Source organism: Methylorubrum extorquens (assembly GCF_024169925.1).
Taxonomy (GTDB): domain Bacteria; phylum Pseudomonadota; class Alphaproteobacteria; order Rhizobiales; family Beijerinckiaceae; genus Methylobacterium; species Methylobacterium extorquens_A.
Window position 1 is genome coordinate 235193 of record NZ_JALJXF010000001.1, and the last position, 26457, is coordinate 261649.

Here is a 26457-nt window from a genome sequence, read left to right on the forward strand (position 1 = left end):
ATAACCCGGCGACGAGCCCCCCCTTCTCCATCCGCGCACCTCAGGATGAGGGCGGTGGATGGGAGGCGCGGCCCCGCGCTGCCGTCAGACCGTCCGCTCCGAAAAGATCGCCTTCTTGACGATGGCGTGGACGCCCCAGTTGCCATCGACCACCTGGGTGATGCCGAAATCGACCGCGACCGACATCAGCGAGATCGCCTCGTCCTCGGTCAGCCCCTTCGCCTGCATCAAGAACTGGCGCATCTTGCGGAAGGCGTCGCGCATGGCGAGGTCGAGGGAGGATTTTTGGAAGATCGCGTTCTGCGCGTCGGCCCCAAGATCCTTGAGGTAGTTCGGGTAGCTGAAGCCCGAGAGCACCCAATCGTCGGTGGTTTCGATCATCGGGAAGTCGAGGGCCTCCAGCGAGGTGCCGGCGAGATCGGCCCGTTTGTGCAGGACGAACTGGAAGGTACCGGTGAGCGAGCACTCGATCGCCGTGCCGCAGAGTTCGGAATCGCCCTGGCTCGCATGGGGATCGCCCACCGAGAACAGCGCGCCCGGCACGGCGACCGGGTAGTACATCGTCGCGCCCTTGCCGATGCGCCAGTTGTCGATGTTGCCGCCGGTGTAGCTCGGCGGGATCGAGTTCACCATTTCCGCCTCGGCCGGCGCCACGCCCATCGTGCCGAAATGCGGCCGGATCGGCACGCGGATGCCCTTCAAGACGTCGAAGCTGCGCTTTGTCTTCGTGTGATCGACCGGCAGGCCGGGATAGTCGATCGTCGGGTGCTCGCGGCCGTCCGGGTCGGTCACGCCCGGCCAGGGGAAGCTGTAGACGGCCTTGGCCCAGTCGCGCTCGCCCGAGGCATCGACCTCGTAGATGGTGAGCACCTCGCGTTTGTTGCCCCCCAGCATGTCGTTGTAGTGGTAGCCCCACCACGCCGCCGCGTTGCTGCCGAAGGTCCGGCCCTTGAACTTCGGGTTGGCCGAGGGGCGCGGGGCTACATCGAGAATGCGCACCTCCAGCACGTCGCCGGGCTCCGCGCCGCGGATCGCAACCGGGCCGGTGCAGATATGGACGCCGAGCCCGCCGCCGGGACCGAGCTTGGAATCCTCCGGTCCGGCGCCGCGGCGCGCGACGCCCTTCTTCTCTTTGGTCCAGAGGAACACGCTCTCGGCGCCGGGATCACCCGTCACCATCCGCTCGGCGTCGTCGTTGGCGTGGTGGGTCAGGGTCTCGATGGTGACGAAGTCGCCCGACTCGATCTCGACCTGGGGTTTGAGGGTCTTCGAGAAGTAGCCCCAGTGGATGGTCTCGGCATTGGCCGGCAGGTGGTAATGGGCGGTCTGTTTCAGACGGAGCGCGCTGCTCTGGGCCAGGGCCGGGCTCACGAGCGAAAGACCGCCCGCCGCCAGTGCCGCAGCGCCTCCGGTGGCGACGAAGCTGCTCTTCAGGAAGGCACGCCGCTCCGGCTCCATGTCGCGCCGGTAGCGCAGCCGATGTTCGGCGAAGGCGGCACAGGTCGGATCATCACCAAGGCACATTGCAGACTCCGGACGCGTTCAACGCCCGGAACTGAATGCAAAATCACAGCCAAGCTCGGGGCGTTACTCCGAGATCGGTCCCACGCCGGGTTCGGCCTCCGGCGCGACCGGCAGCGGCGCCATGGCCTGCGCCTCCACCACCGCCGCGGCGGTGACATTGACGATGCCGCGAGCGGTGACCGAGGGTGTGAGGATGTGCGCCGGCTTGGCCGGGCCGATCAGCAGTGGGCCGACCGGCAGCGCGTCGGCGAGCACCTTGGCGAACTGGAAGGCGATGTTGGCCGCGTCCAGGTTCGGGAAGACGAGGATGTTGGCCGCGCCCTTCCAGTTCGAACTCGGCAGCACCCGGTCGCGCACGAGTTCGGACAGAGCCGAATCCGCCTGCATCTCGCCGTCGGCCTGAACGTCGGGCGCGCGCGCCTGGATCAGTTCGAGCGCCCGCCGCATCTTCTTCGCCGAGGCGGAATCCGATTGGCCGAAATCGGAGTGGCTCAACAGCGCGATCTTCGGCGTGAGACCGAAGCGGCCGACATGGTTGGCGCAGGCGATGGCGACGTCGGCGATCTCTTCCGCACTCGGATCCTGGCGGACATGGGTGTCGGCGAGGAAGAAGGCACCCTTCTTCGTCACGATCAGGCTCATGCCGGCGAAATCGAGCGAATCGGGCGAGAGCCCGATGATGTCGCGGATGACCCGCAGGCGCGTCTCGAACCGGCCTTCCAGGCCGCAGATCAGCGCGTCGGCCTCGCCGCGGCGCACCGCGAGGGCCGCGATCACTGTGGTGTTGGTCCGCACCAGCGTCCGCGCGAGATCCGGGGTGATGCCGCGCCGCCCGGCGATCTCGAGATAGCTGGCGACATAGGCCCGGTAGCGCGGATCGTCCTCGGGATCGATCAGGTCGAAATGCTCGCCGGCTTTGAGGTCGAGGCCGAAGCGCTTGATGCGGGTCTCGATCACCCGCGGGCGACCGACGAGGATCGGCCGGGCCACCTTGTCCTCGACGACCGCCTGCGCGGCGCGCAGCACGCGTTCGTCCTCGCCCTCGGCGTAGATGACACGCTTCGGATCGGCCTTCGCCTTGGAGAAGAGCGGCTTCATGATGAAGCCGGAGCGGTGCACGAAGCGGTCGAGCGACTCCGCATAGGCTTCGATGTTCTCCACCGGTCGCCCGGCGACGCCCGAATCCATCGCCGCCTTGGCCACCGCGGGGGCGATACGCAGGATCAGGCGCGGATCGAACGGGCTCGGGATCAGCGAGCGAGGCCCGAACGGACGGGCCTCGCCGCCATAGGCGCGGGCCACCACGTCGGAAGGCGCCTCGCGGGCGAGCGCCGCGATCGCCTTCACGGCGGCCTTCTTCATCTCCTCGTTGATCTTGTGGGCGCCGACATCGAGCGCGCCGCGGAAGATGTAGGGGAAGCAGAGGACGTTGTTGACCTGGTTGGGGAAGTCCGAGCGCCCCGTGCAGATCATCGCGTCCGGCCGCGCCTGCTCGGCCAAGTCCGGCATGATCTCCGGATAGGGGTTGGCGAGCGCCATGATGAGCGGCTTCTCGGCCATCTTCTCGAGATATTCGGGCTTGAGCACCCCGCCCGCCGAGAGGCCGATGAACACGTCGGCGCCGGGGATCACCTCGGCGAGCGTCCGCGCTTCGGTCTCCTGCGCGTAGACGTCCTTCCAGCGGTCCATCAGCTCGGCGCGGCCCTTGTAGACCACGCCCTTGATGTCGGTGACGGTGATGTTTTCACGGGTCGCGCCGAGCGAGACCAAGAGGTTGAGGCAGGCCAGGGCCGCAGCACCCGCACCCGAGGTGACGATCTTGGCGTCCGAGAGCTGCTTGCCCGCGAGTTCGAGTGCGTTGAGGACGGCGGCCGCGACGATGATCGCCGTGCCGTGCTGGTCGTCGTGGAAGACCGGGATGTTCATCCGCTCCCGGCACCGTTCCTCCACCTCGAAGCATTCCGGCGCCTTGATGTCTTCGAGGTTGATGCCGCCGAAGGTCGGCTCCAGGGAGCAGACCACGTCGACGAGCTTGTCGACGTCCTTCTGGTCCACCTCGATGTCGAAGACGTCGATGCCGGCGAACTTCTTGAACAGGACCGCCTTGCCCTCCATCACCGGCTTGGAGGCCAGCGGGCCGATATCGCCGAGGCCGAGCACGGCCGTGCCGTTCGAGAGCACGGCGACGAGATTCTGGCGGATGGTGAGGGTGGCGGCCTCCTGCGGGTCGTCGTAGATCGCCATGCAGGCGGCGGCCACGCCGGGAGAATAGGCGAGGGCCAGATCGCGCTGGTTGCCGAGCGGCTTGGTGGCCTGGATCTCGAGCTTTCCGGGTTTCGGCAGTCGGTGGTAGACGAGCGCCCCGGACTTCAGATCCTCGGACATATTGTCGGCCATGGCGATGCCGTCCTCTTCCGCTCGTTTTTGCGCGCCCGCACCCTCTTCTCGCGGGGGGCACTGTTGAGGCATCTGTTGCAACGGCTGCGGCGGGGGCGCAACCCGCACAACGAGACGCGGCTGCATCTGGAAAAGCTGGCCCGGCGCTGGAATTTCTCAATCGGCGCATACTCTTACGGCCGACCGAAGGTGCGCTTCCCCGAATCCGGCCAGCGGCTGACGATCGGCCGGTATTGTTCCATCGCGGATCGGGTCGAGATCCTGCTCGGCGGCGACCACCGGCTCGACTGGGTTTCGACCTATCCGTTCGCCGCGATGACCGGCCTGTGGCCGGGAGCGGACGCACCCCAGGATTACCATTCCTCGCGCGGCGGCGTGATCATCGGCCACGACGTCTGGCTCGGATCGGGCTGCATGATTCTGTCGGGCGTGACCGTCGGGCCTGGCGCGGTGGTGGCGGCCCATGCCGTCGTCACGCGGGATGTACCGCCCTACGCGGTCGTCGCCGGCAACCCGGCGCGGATCGTGCGCCGCCGCTTCGACGAGGCGACGACGGCCGCACTCGTCGAGGCGGCGTGGTGGGATTTTCCGCATGAGACGGTGATGCGGTGGATTCCGCTCCTCCAAAGCGGGCGGGTGGCGGAGTTGATCGATGCGGCGCGGGCCGAGCGTGCCGTTGCGGGCGCGCCGCGATTGCCGTAACCGGCCGGCACGATTTCCAGGAACGCACCATCCATGTCCGAAACGCCCCCCGACCGCCTCTCGGTCAATCCGAACAGCCCCCATTACGACGAGGCGGTCCTCGCCCGCGGCGTCGGCATCCGCTTCAAGGGTGCCGAGAAGACCAATGTCGAGGAGTACTGCGTCAGCGAAGGCTGGGTGCGGCTCTCGGCCGGCAAGGCACTCGACCGGGCCGGCAATCCGATGACGGTCAAGCTCAAGGGTGCCGTCGAGCCGTATTTCCGCGAGGAGCCGGCCGAGGCCTGATTCGGCGGTTCGTTCGCGGTCGCGGGGGAAGGGGGCGCATGCGGCGACGGGCCGTTGCCGTCTTTCTCGGCCTCGCGCCCCTGCCGGCTTTCGCCGAAGGATTCGCTGTCCGCGATCTCGGCACGCTCGCTGCCGAGGCGAAGGCCGCGCCGGGCGGTCGCTTCTCGGGGCGGGCCGAGACGGATCGGCTGACGCTTCTCTGTACCGCGTGCGAGAGCGACCTGCCGACGATCCGCTCGCTGGCGGCCGACGCGGCGACCGCCTCCCGCAACGCCCGATCCCTCGTTCAGGCCCTCGGCCCGCGGATCGCCGGACCCTGAACGAAAGAACCCCGCCGGAGCGGGGTTCGTCGGTACGGTTCCGGCGACAGATCTCAGACCGCCATAGATCTCAGACCGCCATGCGGTCTTCACCCTCGACCGGCTCGCGCAGCACGTAGCCACGGCCCCACACGGTCTCGATGTAGTTCTTGCCGGCAGAAGCGTTCGCCAGCTTCTTGCGCAGCTTACAGATGAACACGTCGATGATCTTCAGCTCCGGCTCGTCCATGCCGCCGTAGAGATGGTTGAGGAACATCTCCTTGGTCAGCGTGGTGCCCTTCCGCAAGCTGAGGAGTTCCAGCATCTGGTACTCCTTGCCGGTGAGGTGGACCCGCGAGCCCGAGACCTCGACGGTCTTCTGATCGAGGTTCACGATCAGGTCGCCGGTGGTGATGACCGACTGAGCATGGCCCTTCGAGCGGCGGACGATGGCGTGGATGCGCGCCACCAGTTCGTCCTTGTGGAAGGGTTTGGTGAGGTAGTCGTCGGCGCCGAAGCCGAGGCCCTTCACCTTGTCCTCGATGCCGGCCATGCCCGACAGGATCAGGATCGGGGTCTTCACCTTGGCGACACGCAACGAGCGCAGCACCTCGTAGCCCGACATGTCGGGCAGGTTCAGATCCAAAAGGATGATGTCGTAATCGTAGAGTTTGCCGAGATCGACACCCTCTTCGCCGAGGTCGGTCGTGTAGGTGTTAAAGTTCTCGGACTTGAGCATCAATTCGATGCTCTGCGCCGTGGCGCTGTCGTCCTCGATCAGAAGTACGCGCATCGTGATCCCCACCGGACAAGCCGTTTCGGGGCGCTTGAGACAAGCCGCCGCCGGTCGTCCGCCGACGGCCACGGCGGACGCTCCCTCATTCCCACTTTCGAAACGCTATTCCTTAACCGTTAACAAAACCCGAATCCCGCTTGCAAGCACTGTCTCTTTCGAGTCCGGCAGCGATTCTCCCTATCGTTGGCGATCTGTTCTCCAGCGGTGCGCGCTCTCCCGAAGCCGAGAGTGAGCCTCCCCCGCTAACCCCTTCATTTGTCTGAGGTTGGCCCTTCTGTTGCGGAAAGGTGACGAAGGCCATTCGTCGCCGTTCCCATTCCCGCGAGCGGCGGCATCGCCATCCGGTCAGCCGGCCGGGAGCCTTGGCGAGCGGTCCGGCGGTGTTAAGACATCGGCCGGTTCGGTGGCGGGACGCGGTTAACGGGGTCGGAGCACATGACGCAGGAGCGCGGCTCCGGGGGGCTGGCGGCGGCGCTCGCCGCGCTCTCGACCGTCGAGACCCTGGAGACCTTCGGACGGGTGACGGCGATCCGCGGCCTTCTGGTCGAGGTGGCCGGGCCAGTCTCCGCGATGCGGCTTGGCGGGCGCATCGACGTGTTGGTGGAAGGCGCCGGGGTCGCGGCCTCGACGGTGCCGTGCGAGGTGATCGGCTTTGCCGGCGACCGGGCGCTCGCCATGCCGTTCGGCTCCCTCGAAGGCGTGCGCCGCGGCTGCCCGGCCCTGGTGCGCGACGAGGCGGCCGGCGCGATCCGCCCCTCCGCCGCCTGGCTCGGCCGCACCGTCGATGCCCTCGGGCGGCCCATCGACGGCCTCGGCCCTCTCGCGCAGGGGCCCGCAATCTATCCCCTGCGGGCCGATCCGCCTCCCGCGCACGGACGACGGCGCGTCGGGCCGCCGCTCGATCTCGGGGTTCGCTGCATCAACACCTTCCTCACCATGTGCCGCGGGCAGCGCATGGGCATCTTCGCCGGCTCCGGGGTCGGCAAGTCGGTGCTGCTGTCGATGCTGGCCCGCTACACCGCCGCCGACGTGGCGGTGATCGGCCTCGTCGGCGAGCGCGGGCGCGAGGTGCAGGAGTTTCTCCAGGACGACCTCGGCGCGGCGGGGCTCGCCCGTTCGGTTGTGGTGGTGGCGACCTCGGACGAGCCGGTGCTGATGCGCCGCAACGCCGCCTACGTGACCCTGGCGGTGGCCGAGTACTTTCGCGATCAGGGCGCACAGGTTCTGTGCATGATCGATTCGATCACCCGCTTCGCCATGGCCCAGCGCGACATCGGACTGGCCGGCGGCGAGCCGCCGACGGCCAAGGGCTACACGCCCACCGTCTTCTCCGAACTGCCGCGCCTGCTCGAACGGGCCGGGCCGGGCGTGGGGGAGGGGGCGATCTCCGGCCTGTTCACCGTGCTGGTGGAGGGCGACGACCACAACGAGCCGGTGGCGGATGCGGTGCGCGGCATCCTCGACGGGCACATCGTCATGGAGCGGCGGATCGCCGAGCAGGGGCGCTACCCGGCGATCAACGTGCTGCGCTCGGTCTCGCGCACCATGCCGCGAGCCTGCGACCCGGCCCATCTTCCCACCGTCCGCCGTGCGCGAAAGGTGCTGGCGACCTATGCCGACATGGAAGAGTTGATCCGGCTCGGAGCCTATCGCGCCGGCTCGTCGCCGGAGGTGGATGAGGCGGTCGCTCTCATGCCCGATCTGACGGCTTTTCTGGGGCAGGGTAAGGAAGAAGCAACCTCCATCGGCGAGGGTTACGACCGGTTGGCCGCCATTGTCGGCGGTGCGTGAGGCGGCTTCGAGGAGCGCGTCGGGATAACGGTCCGTGTGGACCGCCCGCGCCGATCGGGTTGCGTCCCGGCGTAGCGTGGAGTGGATGGCCCGACATGAAATCGCGTGACACGCTGATCCGGTTGCGTCGGTTCCAGGTGGATGAGAAGCGCCGCAGGGTGGCGCAGATCGAGATGATGATGGCCGACTTCAACCGCATGGCGGCCGAACTCGACCGGGAAGTCTCGCAGGAGGAGGCCCGTGCCGGGATCTCCGATCCGGCCCATTTCGCCTATCCGACCTATGCCCGCGCCGCCACCGGCCGCCGGGACAACATGCGCCAGTCGGCCGCCGCCCTCGAGGGGCAGCTCGCCGAGGCCAAGGCAGAGCTCGGCGAGGCGTTCGAGGAACTGAAGAAGGTCGAGATCCTGGAGGATCGCGAGCGCTCCGCCGAGCGTGCGGCCGAAGCCGCCCGCGAGCAGGCCGAGATGGACGCGATCGGACTTCGGGCTCGGGCCTGAGAGGCGAGATCCTCAGGCGCATTCCGACGAAGTGTGCCGGTTCGTCGAGGGAAAGCGCGTCAACAAGGACCGAGAGGCGCCGGCCTGATGCCATCGGGTCGGAGACGGCTGTCGGCAGGATTGTCGAGCGCCTCGGCGGCACGAGGCCGGTGATGCGGGCGCGTCCACGGTTCCCCGCTGTCACCCCTTAGGAACCGCATGCCACGATCCTGTCGGGCGGGCCCGGATGACAGCCGGTGCCGGCCTGTCGGCCTGGGCGGGAACCCCGAATAGGAAACGAAGTTTTTACCGATGTAGTCGGCAGCGAACCGCATTCTGGCGCGCGCCGCTCCTGCATAGGTGCGACATGCTGCAGTCTGGAACCAAGGTCCTGCTCGCGGTCTGTGTCGCCGGCCTCATCCCCTCCGCCGCCTTTGCGCAGCGCGTCATCCCACTGGATGGAAGCGGGTCTCGGACGATCGCGTGGGATTGGGATGCCGCGCCATCCGTTGCGACGGCGCGAAACACCGTCACGCCGGACGGCATCGCCTATCGGGTCGATACGCTCGGGCCGACATCCGCATCGCCGGCCGTGGTAGCGCAGAACCTCGTCACTCCGAACGGGGCGGCGCCTGTTCCGAATGTGAATGACTGCACCTTCATTCGAGACCCGATTGCCCTGCGCGATTGTATCAACCTCTACGAGGGACAGCGTTTGGGACCGGGGCCTCGCACCAGCACGCGTCGCCCGGGCCTGATCACGGACGAGGAGCTGCTCGACGCCGCAGGCCCGATCCCGGGGTCGATCAGGGGTCGATCCTCCGGTCGCCGCGAACGGGTGAGCCCTCCGCCCTCGAGAGGATCCAACGCGGCCTATATCGATCAGGTCACGCCTTCGCGGTAGGGCAGGGGGCGAGCCCGATCCGCACGGCTCCCCGCCGAGCCGTGCTTTCCTGCCAGATCGATCGCCGCGTCCATCGAGGGGCCATTCCCGACCGCTCGAGCCGCACTGGATACGATGCACGCCAGCCCCGCCGAATCGGTCAGGGCCGCGTTGTTCGGCATGAAAGCGTCATGATCTAACGGCAAGAGCCGGCCCCATCGAGACGGTCGCCCAGTCCCGCTTGCGATGCGCGCGGTCGTGGCGCAGGAGAGACCGCTCCCGAGAGAGGCGGCGGACATCCATGAAAAAAATCAGTGAAGTCTTCTGGGGCTTGATCGGCCTCGCCGCAGTGGCGGTGTCCTGCTACCTGCTCTGGGGACAGTTGAAGACCCTCTCCTGGGCGAGCATCGAAGCGGCGTTTGCTGCCATCCCGCTCCATCACTTCCTGCTGGCCGCCCTCTCCACCCTCGTCGCCTACGCCGCGCTCGCTTGGTACGACCGGATTGCGCTGCTGCATCTGGGTGTGCGCCACATCTCGTGGCTGTTCGTATCGCTGTGCTCGTTCACGACCTACGCCCTCTCGCACAACATCGGCGCCTCGGTCTTCTCCGGCGCCCTAGTGCGCTACCGGGCCTACACCTCGAAAGGCCTCTCGGCGGCGCAGGTCGCGGTGTTGGTAGCCCTGTGCTCCTTCACCTTCGGTCTCGGCACGATCCTGCTCGGCGGCTTCGTGCTGGTCTACGATCCGAACCTCCTCGCGCGGCTCGACAACCTGCTGCCGGCGGTGTTGACCAATCCTGCGACCTCGCGGCTGGTCGGCTTCGGTCTGCTCGGTTTCGTCGCGCTCTACGTCCTCGGCTCGGTGCTGCGCTTCCGCCCGCTGACGATCCGCAACTTCAAAATCGAGTATCCGCGGCCCGGAATCATGGTGCGCCAGCTCATCGCGGCGCCGCTGGAGCTGCTGGGTGCCGCCGGCATCATCTACTTCGCCCTGCCGGATGCCCTGAACCCCGGCTTCATCCCGGTGCTCGGTATCTTCCTCGCCTCGTTCTCCGTCGCGCTCGCCTCGCACGCGCCGGGCGGCCTCGGCGTGTTCGAGCTCGTGTTCTTCACCGCCATGCAGCTTCAGACCGATGCCGAGAAAGCGCCGGTTCTCGCCGCGGTCCTGATCTTCCGCCTGTTCTACCTGATCATCCCCTTCGCCGTGGCCATCGTCGTGGTGCTGCTGTTCGAGCGCTCCCGCCTCACGAACGCGCTCGGCAGCAAGGACGGCAAGGCCGCGCCGGAGCCGCCGCTCGTCGCGCCGGGCCTCGACAACCATGTGATCGAGCGTCGGCTCGAGAAGAAGGCGGTCTGATCCACCACCTTTGAAACGTCTGCCGGCGGCCGCTCCATGGAGCGAGCCGCCGGTTGCGTTTCGGGTCACTGGCTTTGGATTTCGAGTACATTTCGTCGCAGTGACGGCAGGATCGCCGATCCTTACCTCACACCGCTTCCGTGGATGAGTGGGACGCGCAGGGTTGCGGGCCTTTCAGGAACGGTTAAGCTTCGACGGAATGAGGAGCCGTTCCGGCTCCGGATGGGTATCATGGCTTCGATCAAGATTCGGGTCGCCGAAGACGGCACCTGTTCGATCTGCCGGGACGGCACGATCATCAGCAAAGGGCTCACCCGCTCGCAGGCCGACCAGATGGTCGCCGTCCTGCGCGCCATCGAGGGGCATGCCTGACCGGCGGCCGGCCTAGCGCATCATCCCGAAAGGTGGCTTCCGGCTTTTCAGGAAAAGATGATGCAAAATCAAAAGGCTGGAGCATCGTCCTGGATCCGGTATCCAGGACGATGCTCACGGAGCCGAGGCGGTTACCTGCCCCCTGGCGATGCCGGCTCTCCGAGGGGACCGCGCGCATGAATCGAAAAGCCGAGCCGACCTTATCGGGGTCGGCTCGGCTCTTTTCGTAGGGCCGTCGGCGAGCGCGTCAGGCTTCAGGCGGCCCGCACCGTCGCCAGGAAGCGCCGGACCTCGGCCCGCAGGTGATCGGATTGCTGCGACAGCTCCGAGGCGGCGCCGAGCACCTGTGCGGCGGCCGTCCCGGTCTCCTCCGAGGCGCGGGCGACGCCGGTGATGTTGTGCGTGACCTCGCTGGTGCCCGTCGCGGCCTGGGCCACGTTGCGGACGATCTCCTGGGTCGCCGCGCTCTGCTCCTCGACCGCCGCCGCGATCGAGGTGGAGACGCTGCTGATCTCGCGGATTCGCCCGGTGATGTCGCCGATCGCGCTCACGGCCGTATCGGTGGAGCGCTGGATGCGGGCGATCTGCTCTGAGATGTCCGTCGTCGCCCGCGCCGTCTGGCTTGCCAACTCCTTCACCTCCGCCGCCACCACGGCGAAGCCGCGGCCCGCTTCACCGGCGCGCGCCGCCTCGATCGTCGCGTTGAGGGCCAGCAGATTGGTCTGGCCGGCGATGTCGGAGATCATCGCCACGACGTCGCCGATGCGGGCGGCGGCCTCGCTCAGATCCTGGACGAGCTGCCCGGTCTGGCCGGCCTCGTCCACGGCGGTGCGGGAGAGGGCGGCCGACCCGTCCACCTGCCGGCCGATCTCCTGGACGGAGGTGCCGAGTTCCTCGGCGGCGGCGGCCACGGTGTTGACGTTCGTGGTCGCCTCCTCGGCGGCCGCGGCGACGGCGGTCGATTGTTCGGCCGTCTGGTTCGCGGTGCCGGCGAGGCCCTGCGCGGTCGATTGCAGCTGCGAGGCGGCCCCGCCGATGGTGGTGACGATGCCGGTGATCGTGCCCTCGAAACCCTGGATCAGGGCATTGAGCCGCTCCCCACGCTCCATCTTCAGCGCCTGATCGGCATCCTGGGCGCCCTGCAGCCGTTCGCGCTCGACGGCGTTGTCGCGGAACACCGCCACGGCGCGCGCCATCGCGCCCACCTCGTCGTTCCGCTCGGCCTCGGGCAGGGCGATGTCGGTACGGCCCTCGGCGAGCCGGCCCATTGTCGCCTGCAGCGCGTTCATCGGGCGCACGATCGAGCGGATGATCGCCCAGGAAACCGCGCCGAGGACGAGGAGGATGCCGAGTGCGATGACGCCGAGGCGTTCGATCTGCTCCCACAGCGTCGCCTTCAGGTCGTCGATATGGACGCCGGTGCCGATGTAGAGCCCCCACGGCGCGTAGAACCGGAACACGCCGAGTTTCGGCGTCGCCTCGGCGTCCGGCGTGCGCTTCCACGTGTAGACGATGGAGGCGACCCCATCGCGCACGGCGCGCGGCAATACGTCGGCGATGAAGGCGAAGCCGGTCGTGTCCTTCAGGTCGCGGAAGCTCTGGCCGATGAGCTTCGACGTCGCATGGGCGACGACGTTGATGTCGCGGTCGTAGACGAAGAAGTAGCCGTCCTTGCCGTGCCGCATCGATGTGACGGCGGCATAGGCGGCGGCTCGGGCCGCAGCCTCCGTCATCTCGCCTTTCTCGACACGCTGGCGATGGTGGTCGATCAGGTTGACGGCCGATTCCGTCATCAGGTTGAGGCGGTTCACGCGCTGAGTGTACATCGCGTCGTATTGATAGCTCAGGGCGACCGTGCCGATCGCCACGAGACTCAGGGCCGACAGCACCACCAGGGCATAGAGCTTTCTCGGAATATCAAAGCGAAGCATCGGCACACCCCCGAACGGCCCCGAGTTCGGCTTTTCCTCGCGGGGCAACGTTGGGTTGGTAATGGACCGATGTTAACGATCCCCGAAACCTGCCTGCGCCAATGGTGACGGCGACGGACATTGGACCGGGCGTCAGGCCGTTACACCGATCCCACCGTCCGCAGCCGCGCACGGGAATGGATCTCCGCTTGGCTCATCACCGGGGTCTCGCGGCGGAAGCGCTCGATGATCGAGCGCACGAACGGCCGGGCCTGCACGGAGGTGACGAGCACCGGCATCTCGCCCATCCGGGCCGCCTGCTCGAAGCGGTCGCGCACCGTGTTGACGAATTCCGTGAGCTTCGAGGGCTGCATCGCGAGGTAGCGCTCCTCGCGCTCGCCGACGATTGATTCGAGGAAGGCCTGCTCCCAGGCGGGTGACAGGGTGATGATCGGCAGCGTCCCGTCCGGGCCCTGATACTGGGCGCAGATCTGCCGGCCGAGGCGGGCGCGGACATGCTCGACGATGTCGCGCGGGTTCTTCACATGGCCGGCGACCTCGGCGATGCCCTCGACGATGGAGCCGAGGTCGCGCACCGAGACCCGCTCGGCGAGCAGCAGTTGCAGCACGCGCTGGATGCCGGTGGTGGCGATCTGCGACGGCACCACTTCCTTGAGGAGTTCGGTGTGCTCCTTGGGCAGTTCGCGCAGCAGCTTCTGCACCTCGACGTGGTTCAGGAGTTCCGAGACGTGGGCCTTGATGAGTTCGGTCAGGTGGGTCGAGATCACGGTGGCCGCATCGACCACGGTGTAGCCCTTGAGCTGTGCCTGATCCCGCAGGCCGGCATCGACCCAGGTCGCGGGCAGACCGAAGGTCGGCTCCAAGAGATGCTGGCCGGGCAGCTGCACCTGACCGCCCATGGGGTCCATCGCCATGAACTGGCCGGGGAAGACCTGGCCGGTGCCGGCCTCGATCTCCTTCACCCGCACCACGTAGGTGTTGGCCTCCAGGCTCACGTTATCGAGGATGCGCACCGAGGGCATGACGATGCCGAGTTCCGCCGCGAGCTGGCGGCGCAGGGCCTTGATCTGGTCGGTGAGCCGGTCCTGGCCCTCGCCGTTGACGAGAGCGAGGAGCGCGTAGCCCATCTCCAGCTTGAGGTCGTCGAGCTTCAGGAGATCGGTGACGGTCTCCTCCGCGGGCGCTGCGCCGGGGGCAGCGGCGCCGGGCGTGCCCTCGGCCGGCGCGGGCGGGTTTTCGCGTTGGGTCTTGGCGATGCGCCACGCCGCGTAGCCGGAGGCGCCGCCGAGCGCGAGGAAGGGCAGCATCGGCATGCCGGGCAGGAGGGCGATCAGGATCATGACGCCCGCCGACATGCCGAGGGCTTTGGGGTAGTTCGCCATCTGCTTGCCGAGCGCCTTGTCCGCCGAGCCTTTCACGCCGGCCTTCGAGACGAGGATGCCGGCCGCGGTCGAGACGATCAGCGCCGGCACCTGCGAAGCGAGCCCGTCACCGATGGTGAGCAGGGTGTAGGTCTTGGCGGCTTCGGCGAAGCCGAGCCCGTTCTGGGCGACACCGATGATGATGCCGCCGACCACGTTGATGCCGGTGATGAGGAGTGCGGCCACCGCGTCGCCGCGCACGAACTTCGAGGCACCGTCCATGGCTCCGAAGAACGAGGATTCCTCTTCGAGCGCCGAGCGGCGGGCCTTGGCCACCTTCTCGTCGATCAGCCCGGCCGAGAGGTCGGCGTCGATCGCCATCTGCTTGCCGGGCATGGCGTCGAGGGTGAAGCGCGCGGCCACCTCGGCGATACGGCCCGAGCCCTTGGTGATGACGACGAAGTTCACGATGATCAGGATCGCGAAGACGATGATCCCGATCACGAAGTTGCCGCCCATCACGAAATGCCCGAAGGCCTCGATGACGTGGCCCGCCGCCGCCGTGCCCTCGTGGCCATGGCCGAGGATCAGCCGGGTCGAGGCGAGGTTGAGCGCGAGCCGTAGCAGTGTCGCGACCAGCAGCAGCGTCGGGAAGACGGTGAATTCGAGCGGATTGTCGATGAACAGCCCTGTCATCATGATCAGCACCGAGATGATGATCGAGACCGCGAGCAGCAGGTCGAGCAGGAAGGCCGGCAGCGGGAAGATCAGCACCACGAGGATGCCCATCACCGCGGTGGCGAAGAACAGGTCCGAGCGTTTGGACAGCGCCTGGAAGCTCGCCCGGTTCGGCATGCGCAGGGAGGACAGGCCGCCGAGCCCGCCTGCTCCCGCTGGAACGGCCCTGGCCGTCTCGCTCATCGCGCCGAATCCCCGAAGACGAATCGCGCGGGCCTAACCGCAGGACCGCACCCGGCAGGATTTGCCGGGTGCAGGGTTAGCGATGCGTTAACGCCGACCCCAACAACGCCGGCCTCGAGACGGAACCTCGACCGGTGGCCGGGGCTTGGTCCGGCAACCGGCCCGGTGAACGGCCGCGAGCCTGCGGACGAGCCTCAAGTCATGCGCGCCCTTCCCCTTCTCCTCCTCGCCGTGCTGGCATCGACGGCTGTGCTTGCTGCGCCGGAGCCGGAAGCGCCCGCCGTGACGCCCGCGGAGAAGGCACATGGGGCGGTGGGCGGGCGGCTCGAACCGGGCGCCAACAGCTTCACCGCCGCGCAGGTACGCGCGCGGTTTGCCGAGATGGGCTTTGCCGACGTCGCCGACCTGCACCTCGATGGACAGGGCATCTGGCGTGGGCGCGCCGAGCATGCGGGCCGCACGCTGAGCGTCGGCATGGATTTCCGGGGCAACGTCGCTGCCGAGTAGCGGCTGACCGACCCCAAAGCAGATAGAGGAACGACCATGGCAGCACGCGCCGTCACCGCCCTGTTCGACAACCAGGACGCCGCCGCCCGCGTCATCGATCACATTGAGGCGGCGGGCGTGCCGCAATCGGATATCGGCATCGTCTCGCTGAACGGCACGGATCGGCCGGCTGGCGCCTCGGCCGGTGGCTCTACGGGCGAGCCGGTGGCGCCGGGCCGTGTCTCGGCAAGCGAGCATGAGAGTTCGGCGACAGAGGGGGCGGGAGCGGGGGCGACGGTCGGCACCGTCCTCGGCGGTGGCGCGGGCCTGCTCGCGAGTCTGGGGCTTCTCGCGATTCCCGGCGCCGGTCCGGTGATCGCGGCGGGCTGGCTCGTCGCCGCCCTGTCGGGGGCAGGGGTGGGAGCGGCCGCGGGCGGCCTGATCGGCGCCCTAACCGGCGCGGGGCTGAGCGGCGCCGATGCCGAGACCTATGCCGAGGGCATCCGGCGCGGGGGCACCCTGGTCACCGTGCGCGCGGACGGGGAGATCGCCGACCGTGTCATCGCTCTGATGCAGCGCGGCGGAGCGGTCGATCTCGACGAGCGCGCGGAGGGCTGGCGGGCGCAGGGTTGGACCAGCGGCACCACGGGCGAGACGCGCGCCACTGGAACGCCCTCGCCGGTACACGATCCGGCCCTCGCGCCCGAGCCGGGTACGCCGGCCGATCCCACCGCCTCGCCGCCGACCCGCCGTCCGCCCGGCGAAATCGCATGATACGGCGGGTTTAACTGTAGAAATACTTTCGGATCAGGACGGCGAAGCCGAACACCACCATGGCCACCAGCGCGACGATGCTCGTGATCAGGTGCTTGCGCGGCTCGATCGCCGACGTGGGCACGACCGGGTCGACCACGGGCGTGAAGAACTCGATCTGGCGGTTGGCGACGATGCGGGCCTGCTCGCTCGCGGCCAACACCTTGTTGTGGTAGAGCAGCGCGTTCTTGCGCTCGTTCTCCAGCCCCTCGAATTCCGTCATCGCCTCCGATAGCAGGCGCCGCTGATCCGGATCGGTGCTGGTCATCTGCCGTTCGATCTTCTCGATGTTGTCATCGAGATCTTGGATCTGCGCCTTCAAATCCTGAATCGGACGCCGCTCCGGCGCGAGGTCTCGCAGGCTCTGGTTGAGCTGCACCGAGAGATCGATGCGCTTCTTGCGCAGTTCCGCGATGACCATGAGGTTGTTCTTGTTGGCCGATTGCGCGTCGAGAATGCCGGCGCGGTTGCGCAGGTCGCGCATGGCACGCTGTACGGTGTGCAGGCGCTCCTCGGCGTTCTTGAGTTCGCGGGTGCTCTCGGCCAGCGCGGCGTTGCGCGCCTTGAGACTGAGCTCGTTCACCATGCGCTCGCTCTCGTCCAGGAGGGCGCGGGTCAGCGTGTAGGATTCCTGCGCATCGAAGGCGGCGACCTTCAGGCTGATGATACCGCCATTGGAATCGACCGAGGTCGTCACGCGCTTGTGCCAATAGCGCATGAACCGCTCGATCGGCTCGTCGGCGTCGAAGCGCGAGAAGAAGTCGATGCCATCCCGCGAGAACATCTCGCGCAGCGGCATCTGCCGCTCCATGGTCTCGATCATCTGACGGCTGGCGATGTAGCTCGTCGTGATCAGCGTGTCCTGGGCGATCATCTGCTTGGACAGGGAGCTGTTGCTGCCCGTGTCCTCGCTCTGCACCTTGTCGACGTTGCCAAGCGCCGGGCGCAGGGCGAAGCGTGCCTCGGTGATGTAGCGGTCCGAGGCGACGAGGTAGAAATAGCCGGCGGCGATCATCGTCGGCAGCAGGAACAGCAGCACGAAGAAGGCGGGGATCCAGGGATCGCGCCGGATATGCGTCTGATAGGCGCGAATGCCCTTCTTGTGGTCGGATTGGCGCGCGATGCGGGCGAAGCGCTTGAGCGATTCCGTAACGGCCGTCGAACGGTCGGCGGTGGTGAGCGGTGCGCTGCTCGGAGTGCTGATCTCGGTGCTCATGGTCTCGGTGCTCGCACGCCTCGCGCGGTCTGCCGCGCCGCCTCGGAGGCGGCCACACATCGCACGCTTGCGTCTCTGGCCCGCCCTCGCGGCGAAAGCGTGTCCGAACCTCGAAAGGCGGCCGGCACCGTCGTGCGACCCTTCAGCTATTCAGGCGCCGGTAGGCCGTGATCGCCTCATCGACGTCGTCGTAAACCACCGCCTGCCCGTTGATCAGGATCAGAGCCTGACTGCAATAATCGCGGATCTGTTCCATGCTGTGGGAGATCAGGATCACGTCCGCGGTCTCGCGCCGCTTGTTGAACACCTCGGCGCACCGCTTCTGGAAGCGCGCGTCGCCCACCGAGAGCGTCTCGTCGATGAGGTAGGTGTCGAAGGGAATCGCCATGCTCATCCCGAAGGCGAGTCGCGAGCCCATACCGGACGAGTAGGTGTTGACCGGCATGTTGAGGTAACTGCCGAGTTCGGAAAAATCCTCGACGAATTCGAGCACGCGCCGCGGATCCTCGCCGTAGATCCGGGCAACGAAGATGACGTTGTCCCGGCCCGTCATCTTCGCGTTGAAGCCGCCCGCGAAGCCCAGTGGCCAGGAGATGCGAAGACCCCGGACGATGCGGCCCCGGGTCGGCTCCTCGACGCCGGCGATGAGCTTCATGGTGGTCGATTTGCCGGCACCGTTGATCCCCATGATGCCGTAGCTGATGCCGGGCTTCAGGGTGAAGTTCACCCGGTCGAGGATGGTGCGTCGCCGACCATAGGTGGAATAGACCTTGGTGACGTTCTCGAAACGGATCACGGTTCGGTAGGCTCCACCGGTGAGCGATGCGGGCCGGACCGACGCAACGGATGCGCTCGCCGTACGACCGCCCCTCGCCGAAAATCAGCGAGGCACAGCGGGCGGTTGAGACCCGCGCCTTGTGCTGCGCAGGAAACCGAAGAAAACGGCGAATCTGGGGACGGCACGCCGGTCCCGGCCCGTGCGATGCCATTGCGAGCGCGAAGGCCTTCGGGCCGGCGCGTACGAGCGAATCCACCCGCTCCGCCTCACCGCGTCCAAGCCGCCTCTCGCCCTGATGAGTCCGGCGCCGGTCACGCCGACCCCTCGCCCATGAGCGGCTTTTCACCTGCCGAAGCGGTCCGGTTCAGCCGTATTGACATACCTTGAGTTGATATTTTCGACGAATTAATTTCTTCTAGGTTCGTTTTTTGGCGAGGGAGTAGGCTTTGAATCCCGATCTCATCGAGACACGCGAAGCGGCTCTGGCACTCGTGGATGCCGATCTGATCACGATTCAGGACTACCTCGTGCTGTGCCGGTTCAAGAGTTGGGATCCGACCGGGCATACGTCCGCCCTCTCGCTGACGGAGCAGGCCGGCCTACCGGCCGGTGGGAACGCGCATTCCCACCCCGAGGGGGCCGACGTGCTGGGGTGGCCGGCTCAACGGTCGGCGACGAGCCCGGAGGTTTCGCGCCGCGAAAAGCCGGCCCCCGCCCGCGGGCAGATCGTACGCTTGTCGCTCAGGAACGCTTAGGCGCCGAGACTCCGGCACGCCGGAGCGCGTCGGCCAGCGCCCCGTCCTGCGGTGTGGCCACGGGCGCCGGGCGCCGTGGCTGCGCCTCGGGGCGGGGGGCGTTTCCGCGCGGCGCCGTCGCGCCCTCAAGGGGGTCGTCGAGCCGCATCGACAGCGCGATGCGCTTGCGCGGCACATCGACCGACAGCACCAGCACGCGCACCACATCGCCGGTCTTCACCACCTCGGAGGGGGAGGCGATCCGTTTGCGGGCCATCGCCGAGATGTGGACCAGCCCGTCCTGATGCACGCCGATATCGACGAAGGCACCGAAGGCCGCGACGTTGGTGACGACACCCTCCAGCTGCATCCCCGGCTTGAGGTCGCCGATCGTCTCGACACCGTCCTGGAAGCTCGCCGTCTTGAAGGCCGGACGCGGGTCGCGGCCGGGCTTCTCCAGTTCGGCGATGATGTCGCGCACGGTCGGCACGCCGAACCGCTCGTCGGCGAAGGCGGCGGGCGAGAGCGCGCGCAGGGCCGCTTCATTGCCGATCAGCACCCGGATGTCGCTCTTCGTCGCCTCCAGGATGCGTCGCACCACCGGGTACGCCTCCGGGTGGACGCCGGAGCGGTCGAGCGGGTCCTCGCCATCGGGGATGCGCAGGAAGCCCGCCGCGAGCTCGAACGTCTTGGCGCCGAGGCCCGGCACCTTCTTCAGCCCGGCGCGCGTTCGGAACGGGCCGTTGGCGTCGCGGTGCGCGACGATTTTTTCGGCCACCGACGTGCCGAGGCCCGAGACCTGGGCGAGCAGCGGGCCCGACGCCGTGTTCACATCGACGCCGACCGCGTTCACCGCGTCCTCGACCACGGCTTCGAGCGAGCGCGACAGCTTCTGCTCGGTGACATCGTGCTGGTACTGGCCGACGCCGATGGATTTCGGGTCGATCTTCACCAGTTCCGCAAGCGGGTCCTGCAGGCGCCGGGCGATGGAGACCGCGCCGCGATGCGACACGTCGAGGTCGGGCAGCTCGCGGGTGGCGGTGGCCGAGGCCGAGTAGACCGAGGCGCCGGCCTCCGACACCGTGACCTTGGCCATTTTCAGATCGGGGTTGGCCGTAAGGATCTCGGTGGCGAGCCGGTCGGTCTCGCGCGAGGCAGTGCCGTTGCCGATGGCGATCAGCTCGACGCCGTGCTGACGACAGAGCCGGGAGAGCGAGGCCACCGCCTCCTTCCAGCGCCGCTGCGGCTCGTGCGGATAGGTGGTCTCGACGGCCACGACCTTGCCGGTGCGGTCCACCACCGCCGCCTTCACGCCGTTGCGGTAGCCCGGATCGAGCCCGAGCGTCGCCCGCCCGCCCGCGGGGGCAGCGAGCAGCAGATCCTTGAGGTTGCCGGCGAACACCTTCACCGCCGCTTCCTCCGCCCGCTCGAACAGGCGTGCCCGTAGATCGGCCTTGATGCCGGTGCGGATCTTGGTGCGCCAAGCGGTGCGGACGGTATCGAGCAGCCACGCATCCGCCGGCCGGCCCCGCGCGGAGATGCCGAACCGGCGGCAGACGGCGAGTTCGAACGGCCCCGGCACGCCGGGCGCGGAATCCTCGCCCTCGGCCGCGAAGGCGAGGTCAAGCACCTCCTCCCCCTCGCCGCGAAACACCGCTAGCACCCGGTGCGAGGGCATGCGCTCCAGGCGCTCGCGCCAGTCGAAATAGTCGGAGAATTTCTGGCCCGTCGTCTCCTTGCCCTTGCGCACCTTCGCCACGGCCTCGCCGCCGCGCCAGAAGTCCTCGCGCAGGCGGCCGATCAGGTCGGCGTCCTCGGCAAACCGCTCGATCAGGATCGCCCGCGCGCCTTCCAGCGCCGCCTCGGCGGTCTCGATGCCCTTGGCGGCGTCCACGAAGCCCTGTGCCGCCCGCTCCGGCGCCGTCTCCGGCCGGGCCAGCAGGGTTTCGGCCAGCGGCGCGAGCCCGGCCTCGCGGGCGGTCTGCGCCTTGCTGCGGCGTTTGGGCCGGAACGGCAGGTAGATGTCCTCCAGCCGCGCCTTGGTGTCGGCGCTCGCGATGGCCGCGGCGACTTCCGGCGTCAGCTTGCCCTGGGCGCGGATGCTCTCGGTGACGCTGGCGCGCCGGTCGCGCAACTCGCGCAGATAGCCCAGCCGCTCCTCGAGGGTGCGGAGCTGGGCGTCGTCCAGCGAGCCGGTCGCCTCCTTGCGGTAGCGCGCGATGAACGGGACCGTGTAGCCTCCGTCGAGCAGGTCTACGGCCGCAGCCACCTGCCCCTCGCGCGCACCGAGTTCCTCGGCGATCAGCAGGTTCACGCTCTTCACGGGATCAGGCCTCGGTCGCGGTGGCAGGGAACGTCGCGGAGGCCGTCCTTCTCCGATCGGGCGAGGCGGCGCAAGCGGCGCCCGTTCCCTGAGCGCGGCCCAATCGTCCGAGGAGAGGCGGCGAAGTCGGAGCGACGGAGGGGCATGGTCAGTCTCGTTTCCGCTTCGGCCCGAAGGCGGAGAAGGGCATCCGGGCGAGGAGGAAAACGCGGTGCTGCGCATCGGGCGGCACGAAGCGTCCCTTTGTCCGGCACGCGGCGTCCGGGCTGAAGCCGGGCTCGGCGACCACCGGCTGGGAAACCCGCGAATCCGCGTCGTCGTTGACGATCCGCTCTGCACCACCCGAGGTTCCTCGCCCCGGCGACACGCAGCCTTCGGCTCCCGCGGCTCACAGGGTGAAGCTCGCGACCCAGACCCGCCGCCAGCCGGGTTCAGCCGGCGCGACGACGACCTTCACCGACCGACGCCCGTCATACGGCCTCTCGCCGCCGAAGCTTCCCTCGGGCGGCGTCGCGATCCAGCCCTCGAACGACGTGCTCAGCAAGCCGAGCCCCGGATCGGCGCCCGCTTCTAGACCGTCCGGCACGAGCCAGGCGGCGAAGGCGTCGGCCTCCGCCTCCGGCGCGTCGAGGCGCAGCAGCACCAGCCGGTCGATGCCCGCCTCGGTATAGGTTCGCAGGTCGCGGCGGCCGGGCGGAAGCGGCGTTTCGAGAAAGGCCTCGACCGCCTCCGGGGTCATCGTCGTCGGCGGGAATGAGCAGGCCGCAAGTGCCGGCCCGGCGGCGAGTGCGACGAGGAGTGCGCGCCGGATCATGTCTCGCTCCACCGCGCCCCGGCGCCGAGGCGGCGAAGGGCTGCCCGCGTATGTTCCGTCATCCCCTGCGCCCCGTCACGGTTCGCGCCGGTAGACGCCGCGGAAGCTGACGTTCAGGCCGCCGCAGGCGAGGTTGTCCTCCACCACGAGCCAGGGGCCGAGGCGGCGCAGCCAGACTTTGCAATCGTACGCGCCGCCCTTCTCGACCGGCAGGGTCTCTTTCTCACCCATGGCGAAGCTGGCGCCGTCGCCTCTCGGCGCGACTGTGCCGGACATCTCGCCGAGATGGACGCTGCCGCGCTTGATCTGCTCAGGGCTGCCCATGCCCCAGGTCGCGTCGCCCGCGATCGAGAGCGTGCCGGGCTTGTCGCCTCGCTTCACCGCGATGCGCCCTTCCGCCTGGGTCCAAGTGCCGAGCCAGTTTTCGAGGGCGACCGGGGCCGGCGGCTCGGCCGCCACCGCGTCGGCCGGGATCCAGCCGGTCCGGGCCAGATCGCCCTTCACGCCGCGATAGCTCGCGCAGAAGTAGCCGTCGCGGCGCTCGCCCAGGATCACGGGGTCACCGGTGACCAGAAAGGCCCGCTCGCGGCATTCCGGGCCGGCATCGGGGCAGCCCTGCTGCGCGAGCCCGTCCTTGACGAAGGCGGTGCGGCCCGCCGCGGTGATCCGTCCGAAGCCGAGGGCCGGCCCCTCGGAGAGCGAGGGCGTGCGCCGGCACTCGTTCCTCGCGGAGGCCTCCCGATCCTGCGCCCAGGCGCCGCCCGTGGCGGCCGCAAAGATTGCCAGCAGGATCAGGCCGCGTGACCCAAAGCGCGATCGGAGGATGGGATGGGGGTGGCTCACGAAAGCACTCTCGGTCTGGACGATGCAAACGGGGTGGTGGATCGCGGCAGCTCTCTGGTGCTGGCCGTTCGCGCGACGGCAGCGGGAGGGCGCCTGCCGACGCTGAGGGGCAGGCTCCCCATCCGGGGCACCAGGGCTCAACGCATCGCGACCGAGGCGGCGACGCGCTCGGCGCGAGCCAGGGCCTCGGCCCGGCCGGCATCGGCAAAGCCGATCACGCGCAGATAGTGCCCGCCATCGAACACCGTCGTCTGGGTCATGCCGAGCGCCCGTCCGGTCTTGGTGTCGGTGCCGGTGCCGCGCAGGCGCACCACGACGGCGTCGCCGCGGGTGCTGCGCTCTTCGTCGGTGATCGCGACGTCTTTCAGATCCTTCTGCGCGGCGAAGAGGCGGCGGGCGTAGGCGACCTCCGCGCCCGACGGCACCGGCACCTGACCCAGCGAGGGCGCGATGACGACCACCGGCTGCTCGCGCTCGGGATCGACGTCCTTCGGCCCCTCGGTCAGGATGAGGCCGTTGCCGGCAAGCACCCCGGTCGGGCGGAAGCCGGCGGTGTCGCCGATGGTGTAGGGGAGGGCCGCGACCTGATCGGCGAGGCTCGCCTTGGGCCGGAACGCGATCGTGCGGAGCGCCGCCTCGACCGCCGGAGCCGGCACCTGCTTGGCCGCCGTCTCGGGCACCTGCACGGTGACGAGCCCGGTGCCGGAGGCGCCGCGCACCACGGCGACCCACTTGGTGTAGGTGAGGCCGTTGGCGCCCTGCGTCCCGCGCAGGACGAAGCCCTCGCCGCCTGCCACGGCGAGCGGCTCGGACCCGCCCTTCACCCGGAAGCCGGAGGGCGCCAGGGCCTCGGGCGTAAACTTCCCGTTGATCTGGTCCCAGGCTTCCGGCGGCATCTCCACGAGGACGATCGAGGCGCCGGAGCGGTGCTCGAAACCCGAAAAGCTCGCGGCCGGCTTCATGCCGGGGGGCGGCGCGAGGCCGAGCGAGCCGGCGGGCGGGAAGACCGGCTCGGCCGCGAGGACCGGCGCGGACGAAAGCGTCAGCCCGGCCATCAGCCCGGCGAGCAGGCCGCGCCGGGCCCAGCGACCGGGAGCGAGGCGGGCGAGGAAGCGGCGCAGCGGATTGCGGTTCGTCATGCGGTCTCTCCAAAGGCGGCGTGCAGAAGCGCGTCGAGGGTGTCGGTGGCGGGGGAATCCGGGCCGCAGCGCCATCCGCGGATCTAGGTGGCTCCCGGCCCGAACCGGTAGAGTTCGAACCGGTCGTCGTGGATCTCGATCTCGATGGCCGGCCAGCGCCCGGCGGCGTGGGCGACGGTCCGCGCCGGGATCGCCGTCTCGGCGGCGACGCGCTCGACCCTTGCCCCGGCCTGCTCCCAGCCCTCCTATCGAGGCTGCCTCGGTCGTGTCCGGCACCGGAGTCAGCGGGTGGCGACGCGGCTGACGACGAAGGTGTTGCCGGAGAACTGGACCTGCCCCGGCGCGCTCATGTGTTCGAGCATCAGGCGCAGGTTGCGGCCGAGCCGTGCCGAGTCGGAGCGGGTCTCGTACCAGTATTCGGCGGTAGCCCCGCCGGAGCGCACCGGGCGGTGGTGCTCGTAGCAGCGGAAGGCGGCCATGTACTCCTCCGCTGCCTGCACCTCCTGCGGCGAGAACCCGCTGAGGCGCACGACATAGGCCGTCGGCAGGCCGCCGCAGGATTCACCCGCCGCGGCGGGCGGGGGCTCGGCGCCGGGAAGGGCATGGGCGAGCGGCGCGTTCGGGGCCGCGCCGGCATCGGCGCCGCGGCGGAGGGCGATCACGCCGTCGAGCTTGGCCGTGAGTGCGGTGGCGACGTCGGCGGCGATGCTCTTGGCCTCGGCGCCGACCCGTTCGAGCAGGCATTCCCGATCGCAGCCCTGGGGCAGGGGCGGAAGCTGAAGCCCCGCCACCTCGAAGGCGCCGAGCGATTGCCCCGTGCGGACGTTGAGGAGCCGGCCGGGGATGCGCACCTCCGGCCGCACGATGTCGGAATAGCCCGATTTCGAGGCCGAGGCGTAGACCTGGAACACCGCCACCACGTCGAGCGGCGGGTTCTGGACGGCGCGGGCGACCTCGATCAGCTCCGCGTCGCGGCGGCGGACCCGGTTGGCCTGGGTGATTCCCATCGCCACCGCGGTCTCGTCATAGACGTTGTAGCCGCGCAGGTTCATTGTCTCGGAGAGTTCGGTGATCACCCGCTGGAAGATACGGTTGCCGCGGGGCACCGAATCCTCGTCGGCATCCTCGCCCATCACGACGATGTTGGGCCGGGTCTGCGCCGCCGCCGGCGCGGCAAAGTCGAGGAGGGCGCCGCCGATCAGGGCGAGGGTGGCGAGTGTTCGGGCGGGTCTGCGCAGCATCGGAAGCATCCTGTCTGTCGGGTCGTCTGACGGCGGTGATGTCGCGAGGGTCATTCGGTGCAGGGGAGCGGCGTCGGCGCCGCGCCGAAATCGTCGAGGTCGAGCGGGAGGTGGTGGCGGGGATCGTCGAGCCCGCCCGCCTCGCAGCCCTCCGCGGCGGCGGGGAGGACGAAGCGCAGGGCGCCGCTTCGCGCCGGCGTGATCAGGCTCACCTCGACCCGCCGGTTGATCCGCGCGAAGGGCTGGGCCGGGTCCTTCGGCCGGGACGGGCCCCAGCCGTGGAGGCGCAGGCGTCGCGGATCGATGCCGTAGGCCTCGGCGAGATGGGCCTTCACCGCTCGGGCGCGGGCGAGCGACAGGCGGCGGTTGTAGCCGAGCCCGCCCGCCGCATCGGTGTGCCCGGCGATAAGGAAGCCGTGGGCGGCCAGATCGCGGGATTGCAGCGCCTGTCCCAGCGGTTCGAGCTGAATCCGCGCCTCTGGCGTCAGGCAGGCGCTGTCGTAGGCGAAGAACACGGTGAGATCGACCGAGCGGGCGGGATCGACCCGCAGGCTCGGGCCGCCATCGCCGGGTGAGACCGCGACCGGCGCGGCGGGACGGCCCGGATTGCCGTCGGCGAAGGGAGCGAGCGACCGGATGATCGCGTTCGCGGACGGGTTCACGGCCCCGGCCTCGGCCCGCTCGGCGGCCTCGTCACGGGCCGGCGGCGCCTCCGCCTCGGCGGCGGGCGGGCGGGTGCCCGGCACCTCGGTCAGCGGGTTGGCGCGGGCGGGTGCGAGGGCGAGGATGACGCTCGCCGCCAGCATCGGGCCGAGACGCCGACGCCATGCCGGCGCGGCGCTCCCGGCGATCCACTCGATGGCCCTCATGGCTTGTCGTCTCCGTCTCGTACCAAATCCGGTTGATCCCTTCGGGATGGCGGATTTGGGCTTCGCTCAAGCGGAGCCCGTATCGCAGGCCTTGCCGCGGCCC

Annotated in this window: 24 protein-coding genes; 11 read left to right on the top strand and 13 right to left on the bottom strand. The window is 68.9% G+C overall.

From position 1 onward, the window contains the following. Positions 1-84 precede the first annotated feature (84 nt). Both J2W78_RS01195 and J2W78_RS01200 read right to left on the bottom strand, forming a co-directional pair. Positions 85-1524, bottom strand: coding sequence for an acetamidase/formamidase family protein (locus tag J2W78_RS01195; protein ID WP_253367289.1), 1440 nt, complete (start codon positions 1522-1524; stop codon positions 85-87). A 63-nt stretch (positions 1525-1587) separates the two neighbouring features. Then, positions 1588-3921: an NADP-dependent malic enzyme gene (locus tag J2W78_RS01200; RefSeq protein WP_253367291.1), complete on the bottom strand. Its 2334-nt coding sequence runs from the start codon at positions 3919-3921 to the stop codon at positions 1588-1590. A 75-nt stretch (positions 3922-3996) separates the two neighbouring features. Between J2W78_RS01200 and J2W78_RS01205 the strand changes: the two genes are divergently transcribed. The 3 genes from J2W78_RS01205 to J2W78_RS01215 are packed head-to-tail and all read left to right on the top strand — an operon-like array spanning position 3997 to position 5228. After that, positions 3997-4623 carry a CatB-related O-acetyltransferase gene (locus tag J2W78_RS01205; RefSeq protein WP_253367293.1) on the top strand — a complete coding sequence of 209 codons (627 nt, stop codon included), beginning with the start codon at positions 3997-3999 and terminating at the stop codon, positions 4621-4623. Positions 4624-4656: 33 nt separating this feature from the next. Continuing rightward, complete coding sequence (locus J2W78_RS01210) at positions 4657-4908, top strand: DUF3297 family protein (RefSeq protein WP_253367295.1); 252 nt, start codon at positions 4657-4659, stop codon at positions 4906-4908. Positions 4909-4946: 38 nt separating this feature from the next. Further along, entirely contained in the window at positions 4947-5228 is a 282-nt protein-coding gene (locus J2W78_RS01215) for a hypothetical protein (protein ID WP_253367297.1), read from the top strand. A gap of 70 nt (positions 5229-5298) precedes the next feature. On the opposite strand, the gene ctrA is transcribed toward J2W78_RS01215, so the two are convergent. Beyond that, positions 5299-6000, bottom strand: a complete 702-nt coding sequence (gene ctrA, locus J2W78_RS01220; RefSeq protein ID WP_003599593.1) for a response regulator transcription factor CtrA — start codon at positions 5998-6000, stop codon at positions 5299-5301. A gap of 438 nt (positions 6001-6438) precedes the next feature. On the opposite strand from ctrA, the gene fliI reads away from it, so the two are divergent. The 5 genes from fliI to J2W78_RS01245 all read left to right on the top strand — a co-directional run bounded on the left by fliI (position 6439) and on the right by J2W78_RS01245 (position 10885). Further along, entirely contained in the window at positions 6439-7794 is a 1356-nt protein-coding gene (fliI, locus tag J2W78_RS01225; RefSeq protein ID WP_253367302.1) for a flagellar protein export ATPase FliI, read from the top strand. A 95-nt stretch (positions 7795-7889) separates the two neighbouring features. Beyond that, positions 7890-8294 carry a flagellar export protein FliJ gene (gene fliJ / locus J2W78_RS01230; protein WP_003599595.1) on the top strand — a complete coding sequence of 135 codons (405 nt, stop codon included), beginning with the start codon at positions 7890-7892 and terminating at the stop codon, positions 8292-8294. Between the two features lie 346 nt (positions 8295-8640). Beyond that, a complete protein-coding gene (locus tag J2W78_RS01235) occupies positions 8641-9177 on the top strand; it encodes a hypothetical protein (RefSeq protein WP_253367303.1) in 537 nt (178 codons plus the stop codon). Between the two features lie 280 nt (positions 9178-9457). After that, positions 9458-10513 (top strand): lysylphosphatidylglycerol synthase domain-containing protein, encoded by a 1056-nt coding sequence (locus J2W78_RS01240; RefSeq protein WP_253367304.1) that lies wholly within the window; start codon positions 9458-9460, stop codon positions 10511-10513. A 231-nt stretch (positions 10514-10744) separates the two neighbouring features. Beyond that, entirely contained in the window at positions 10745-10885 is a 141-nt protein-coding gene (locus tag J2W78_RS01245) for a hypothetical protein (RefSeq protein ID WP_253367307.1), read from the top strand. A 254-nt stretch (positions 10886-11139) separates the two neighbouring features. Here J2W78_RS01245 and J2W78_RS01250 read toward each other — a convergent pair whose 3' ends face one another. Both J2W78_RS01250 and flhA read right to left on the bottom strand, forming a co-directional pair. Further along, entirely contained in the window at positions 11140-12816 is a 1677-nt protein-coding gene (locus J2W78_RS01250; RefSeq protein WP_253367309.1) for a methyl-accepting chemotaxis protein, read from the bottom strand. A gap of 140 nt (positions 12817-12956) precedes the next feature. Next, complete coding sequence (flhA, locus tag J2W78_RS01255; protein WP_253367311.1) at positions 12957-15098, bottom strand: flagellar biosynthesis protein FlhA; 2142 nt, start codon at positions 15096-15098, stop codon at positions 12957-12959. A gap of 201 nt (positions 15099-15299) precedes the next feature. Here flhA and J2W78_RS01260 point away from each other — a divergent pair, with 201 nt between their 5' ends. Beyond that, complete coding sequence (locus J2W78_RS01260; protein ID WP_253367313.1) at positions 15300-15605, top strand: hypothetical protein; 306 nt, start codon at positions 15300-15302, stop codon at positions 15603-15605. Between the two features lie 36 nt (positions 15606-15641). After that, positions 15642-16358, top strand: coding sequence for a hypothetical protein (locus tag J2W78_RS01265; RefSeq protein WP_253367315.1), 717 nt, complete (start codon positions 15642-15644; stop codon positions 16356-16358). Positions 16359-16368: 10 nt separating this feature from the next. Here the strand turns inward: J2W78_RS01265 and J2W78_RS01270 are convergent, their stop codons facing one another. Further along, the gene (locus tag J2W78_RS01270; protein ID WP_253367317.1) at positions 16369-17613 is read right to left on the bottom strand and encodes a capsule biosynthesis protein; all 1245 of its coding nucleotides are present in this window, start codon (positions 17611-17613) and stop codon (positions 16369-16371) included. 142 nt (positions 17614-17755) lie between these two features. Further along, a complete protein-coding gene (locus J2W78_RS01275; RefSeq protein WP_253367319.1) occupies positions 17756-18409 on the bottom strand; it encodes an ABC transporter ATP-binding protein in 654 nt (217 codons plus the stop codon). A 428-nt stretch (positions 18410-18837) separates the two neighbouring features. On the opposite strand from J2W78_RS01275, the gene J2W78_RS01280 reads away from it, so the two are divergent. Next, the gene (locus J2W78_RS01280; protein ID WP_253367321.1) at positions 18838-19146 is read left to right on the top strand and encodes a hypothetical protein; all 309 of its coding nucleotides are present in this window, start codon (positions 18838-18840) and stop codon (positions 19144-19146) included. On the opposite strand, the gene J2W78_RS01285 is transcribed toward J2W78_RS01280, so the two are convergent. The 6 genes from J2W78_RS01285 to J2W78_RS01310 form a co-directional block, all read right to left on the bottom strand. Further along, positions 19133-21448: a Tex family protein gene (locus J2W78_RS01285; protein WP_253367323.1), complete on the bottom strand. Its 2316-nt coding sequence runs from the start codon at positions 21446-21448 to the stop codon at positions 19133-19135. The two genes, J2W78_RS01280 and J2W78_RS01285, sit on opposite strands and share 14 nt — an antisense overlap. Before the next feature lie 388 nt (positions 21449-21836). Then, the gene (locus J2W78_RS01290; RefSeq protein ID WP_253367325.1) at positions 21837-22262 is read right to left on the bottom strand and encodes a hypothetical protein; all 426 of its coding nucleotides are present in this window, start codon (positions 22260-22262) and stop codon (positions 21837-21839) included. A 75-nt stretch (positions 22263-22337) separates the two neighbouring features. Then, positions 22338-23105: a hypothetical protein gene (locus tag J2W78_RS01295; protein WP_253367327.1), complete on the bottom strand. Its 768-nt coding sequence runs from the start codon at positions 23103-23105 to the stop codon at positions 22338-22340. A 137-nt stretch (positions 23106-23242) separates the two neighbouring features. Then, positions 23243-24244 (bottom strand): hypothetical protein, encoded by a 1002-nt coding sequence (locus J2W78_RS01300; RefSeq protein ID WP_253367330.1) that lies wholly within the window; start codon positions 24242-24244, stop codon positions 23243-23245. A gap of 281 nt (positions 24245-24525) precedes the next feature. After that, complete coding sequence (locus J2W78_RS01305; protein ID WP_253367332.1) at positions 24526-25485, bottom strand: hypothetical protein; 960 nt, start codon at positions 25483-25485, stop codon at positions 24526-24528. Positions 25486-25535: 50 nt separating this feature from the next. Further along, entirely contained in the window at positions 25536-26354 is an 819-nt protein-coding gene (locus J2W78_RS01310; protein WP_253367334.1) for an OmpA family protein, read from the bottom strand. Positions 26355-26457 lie beyond the last annotated feature (103 nt).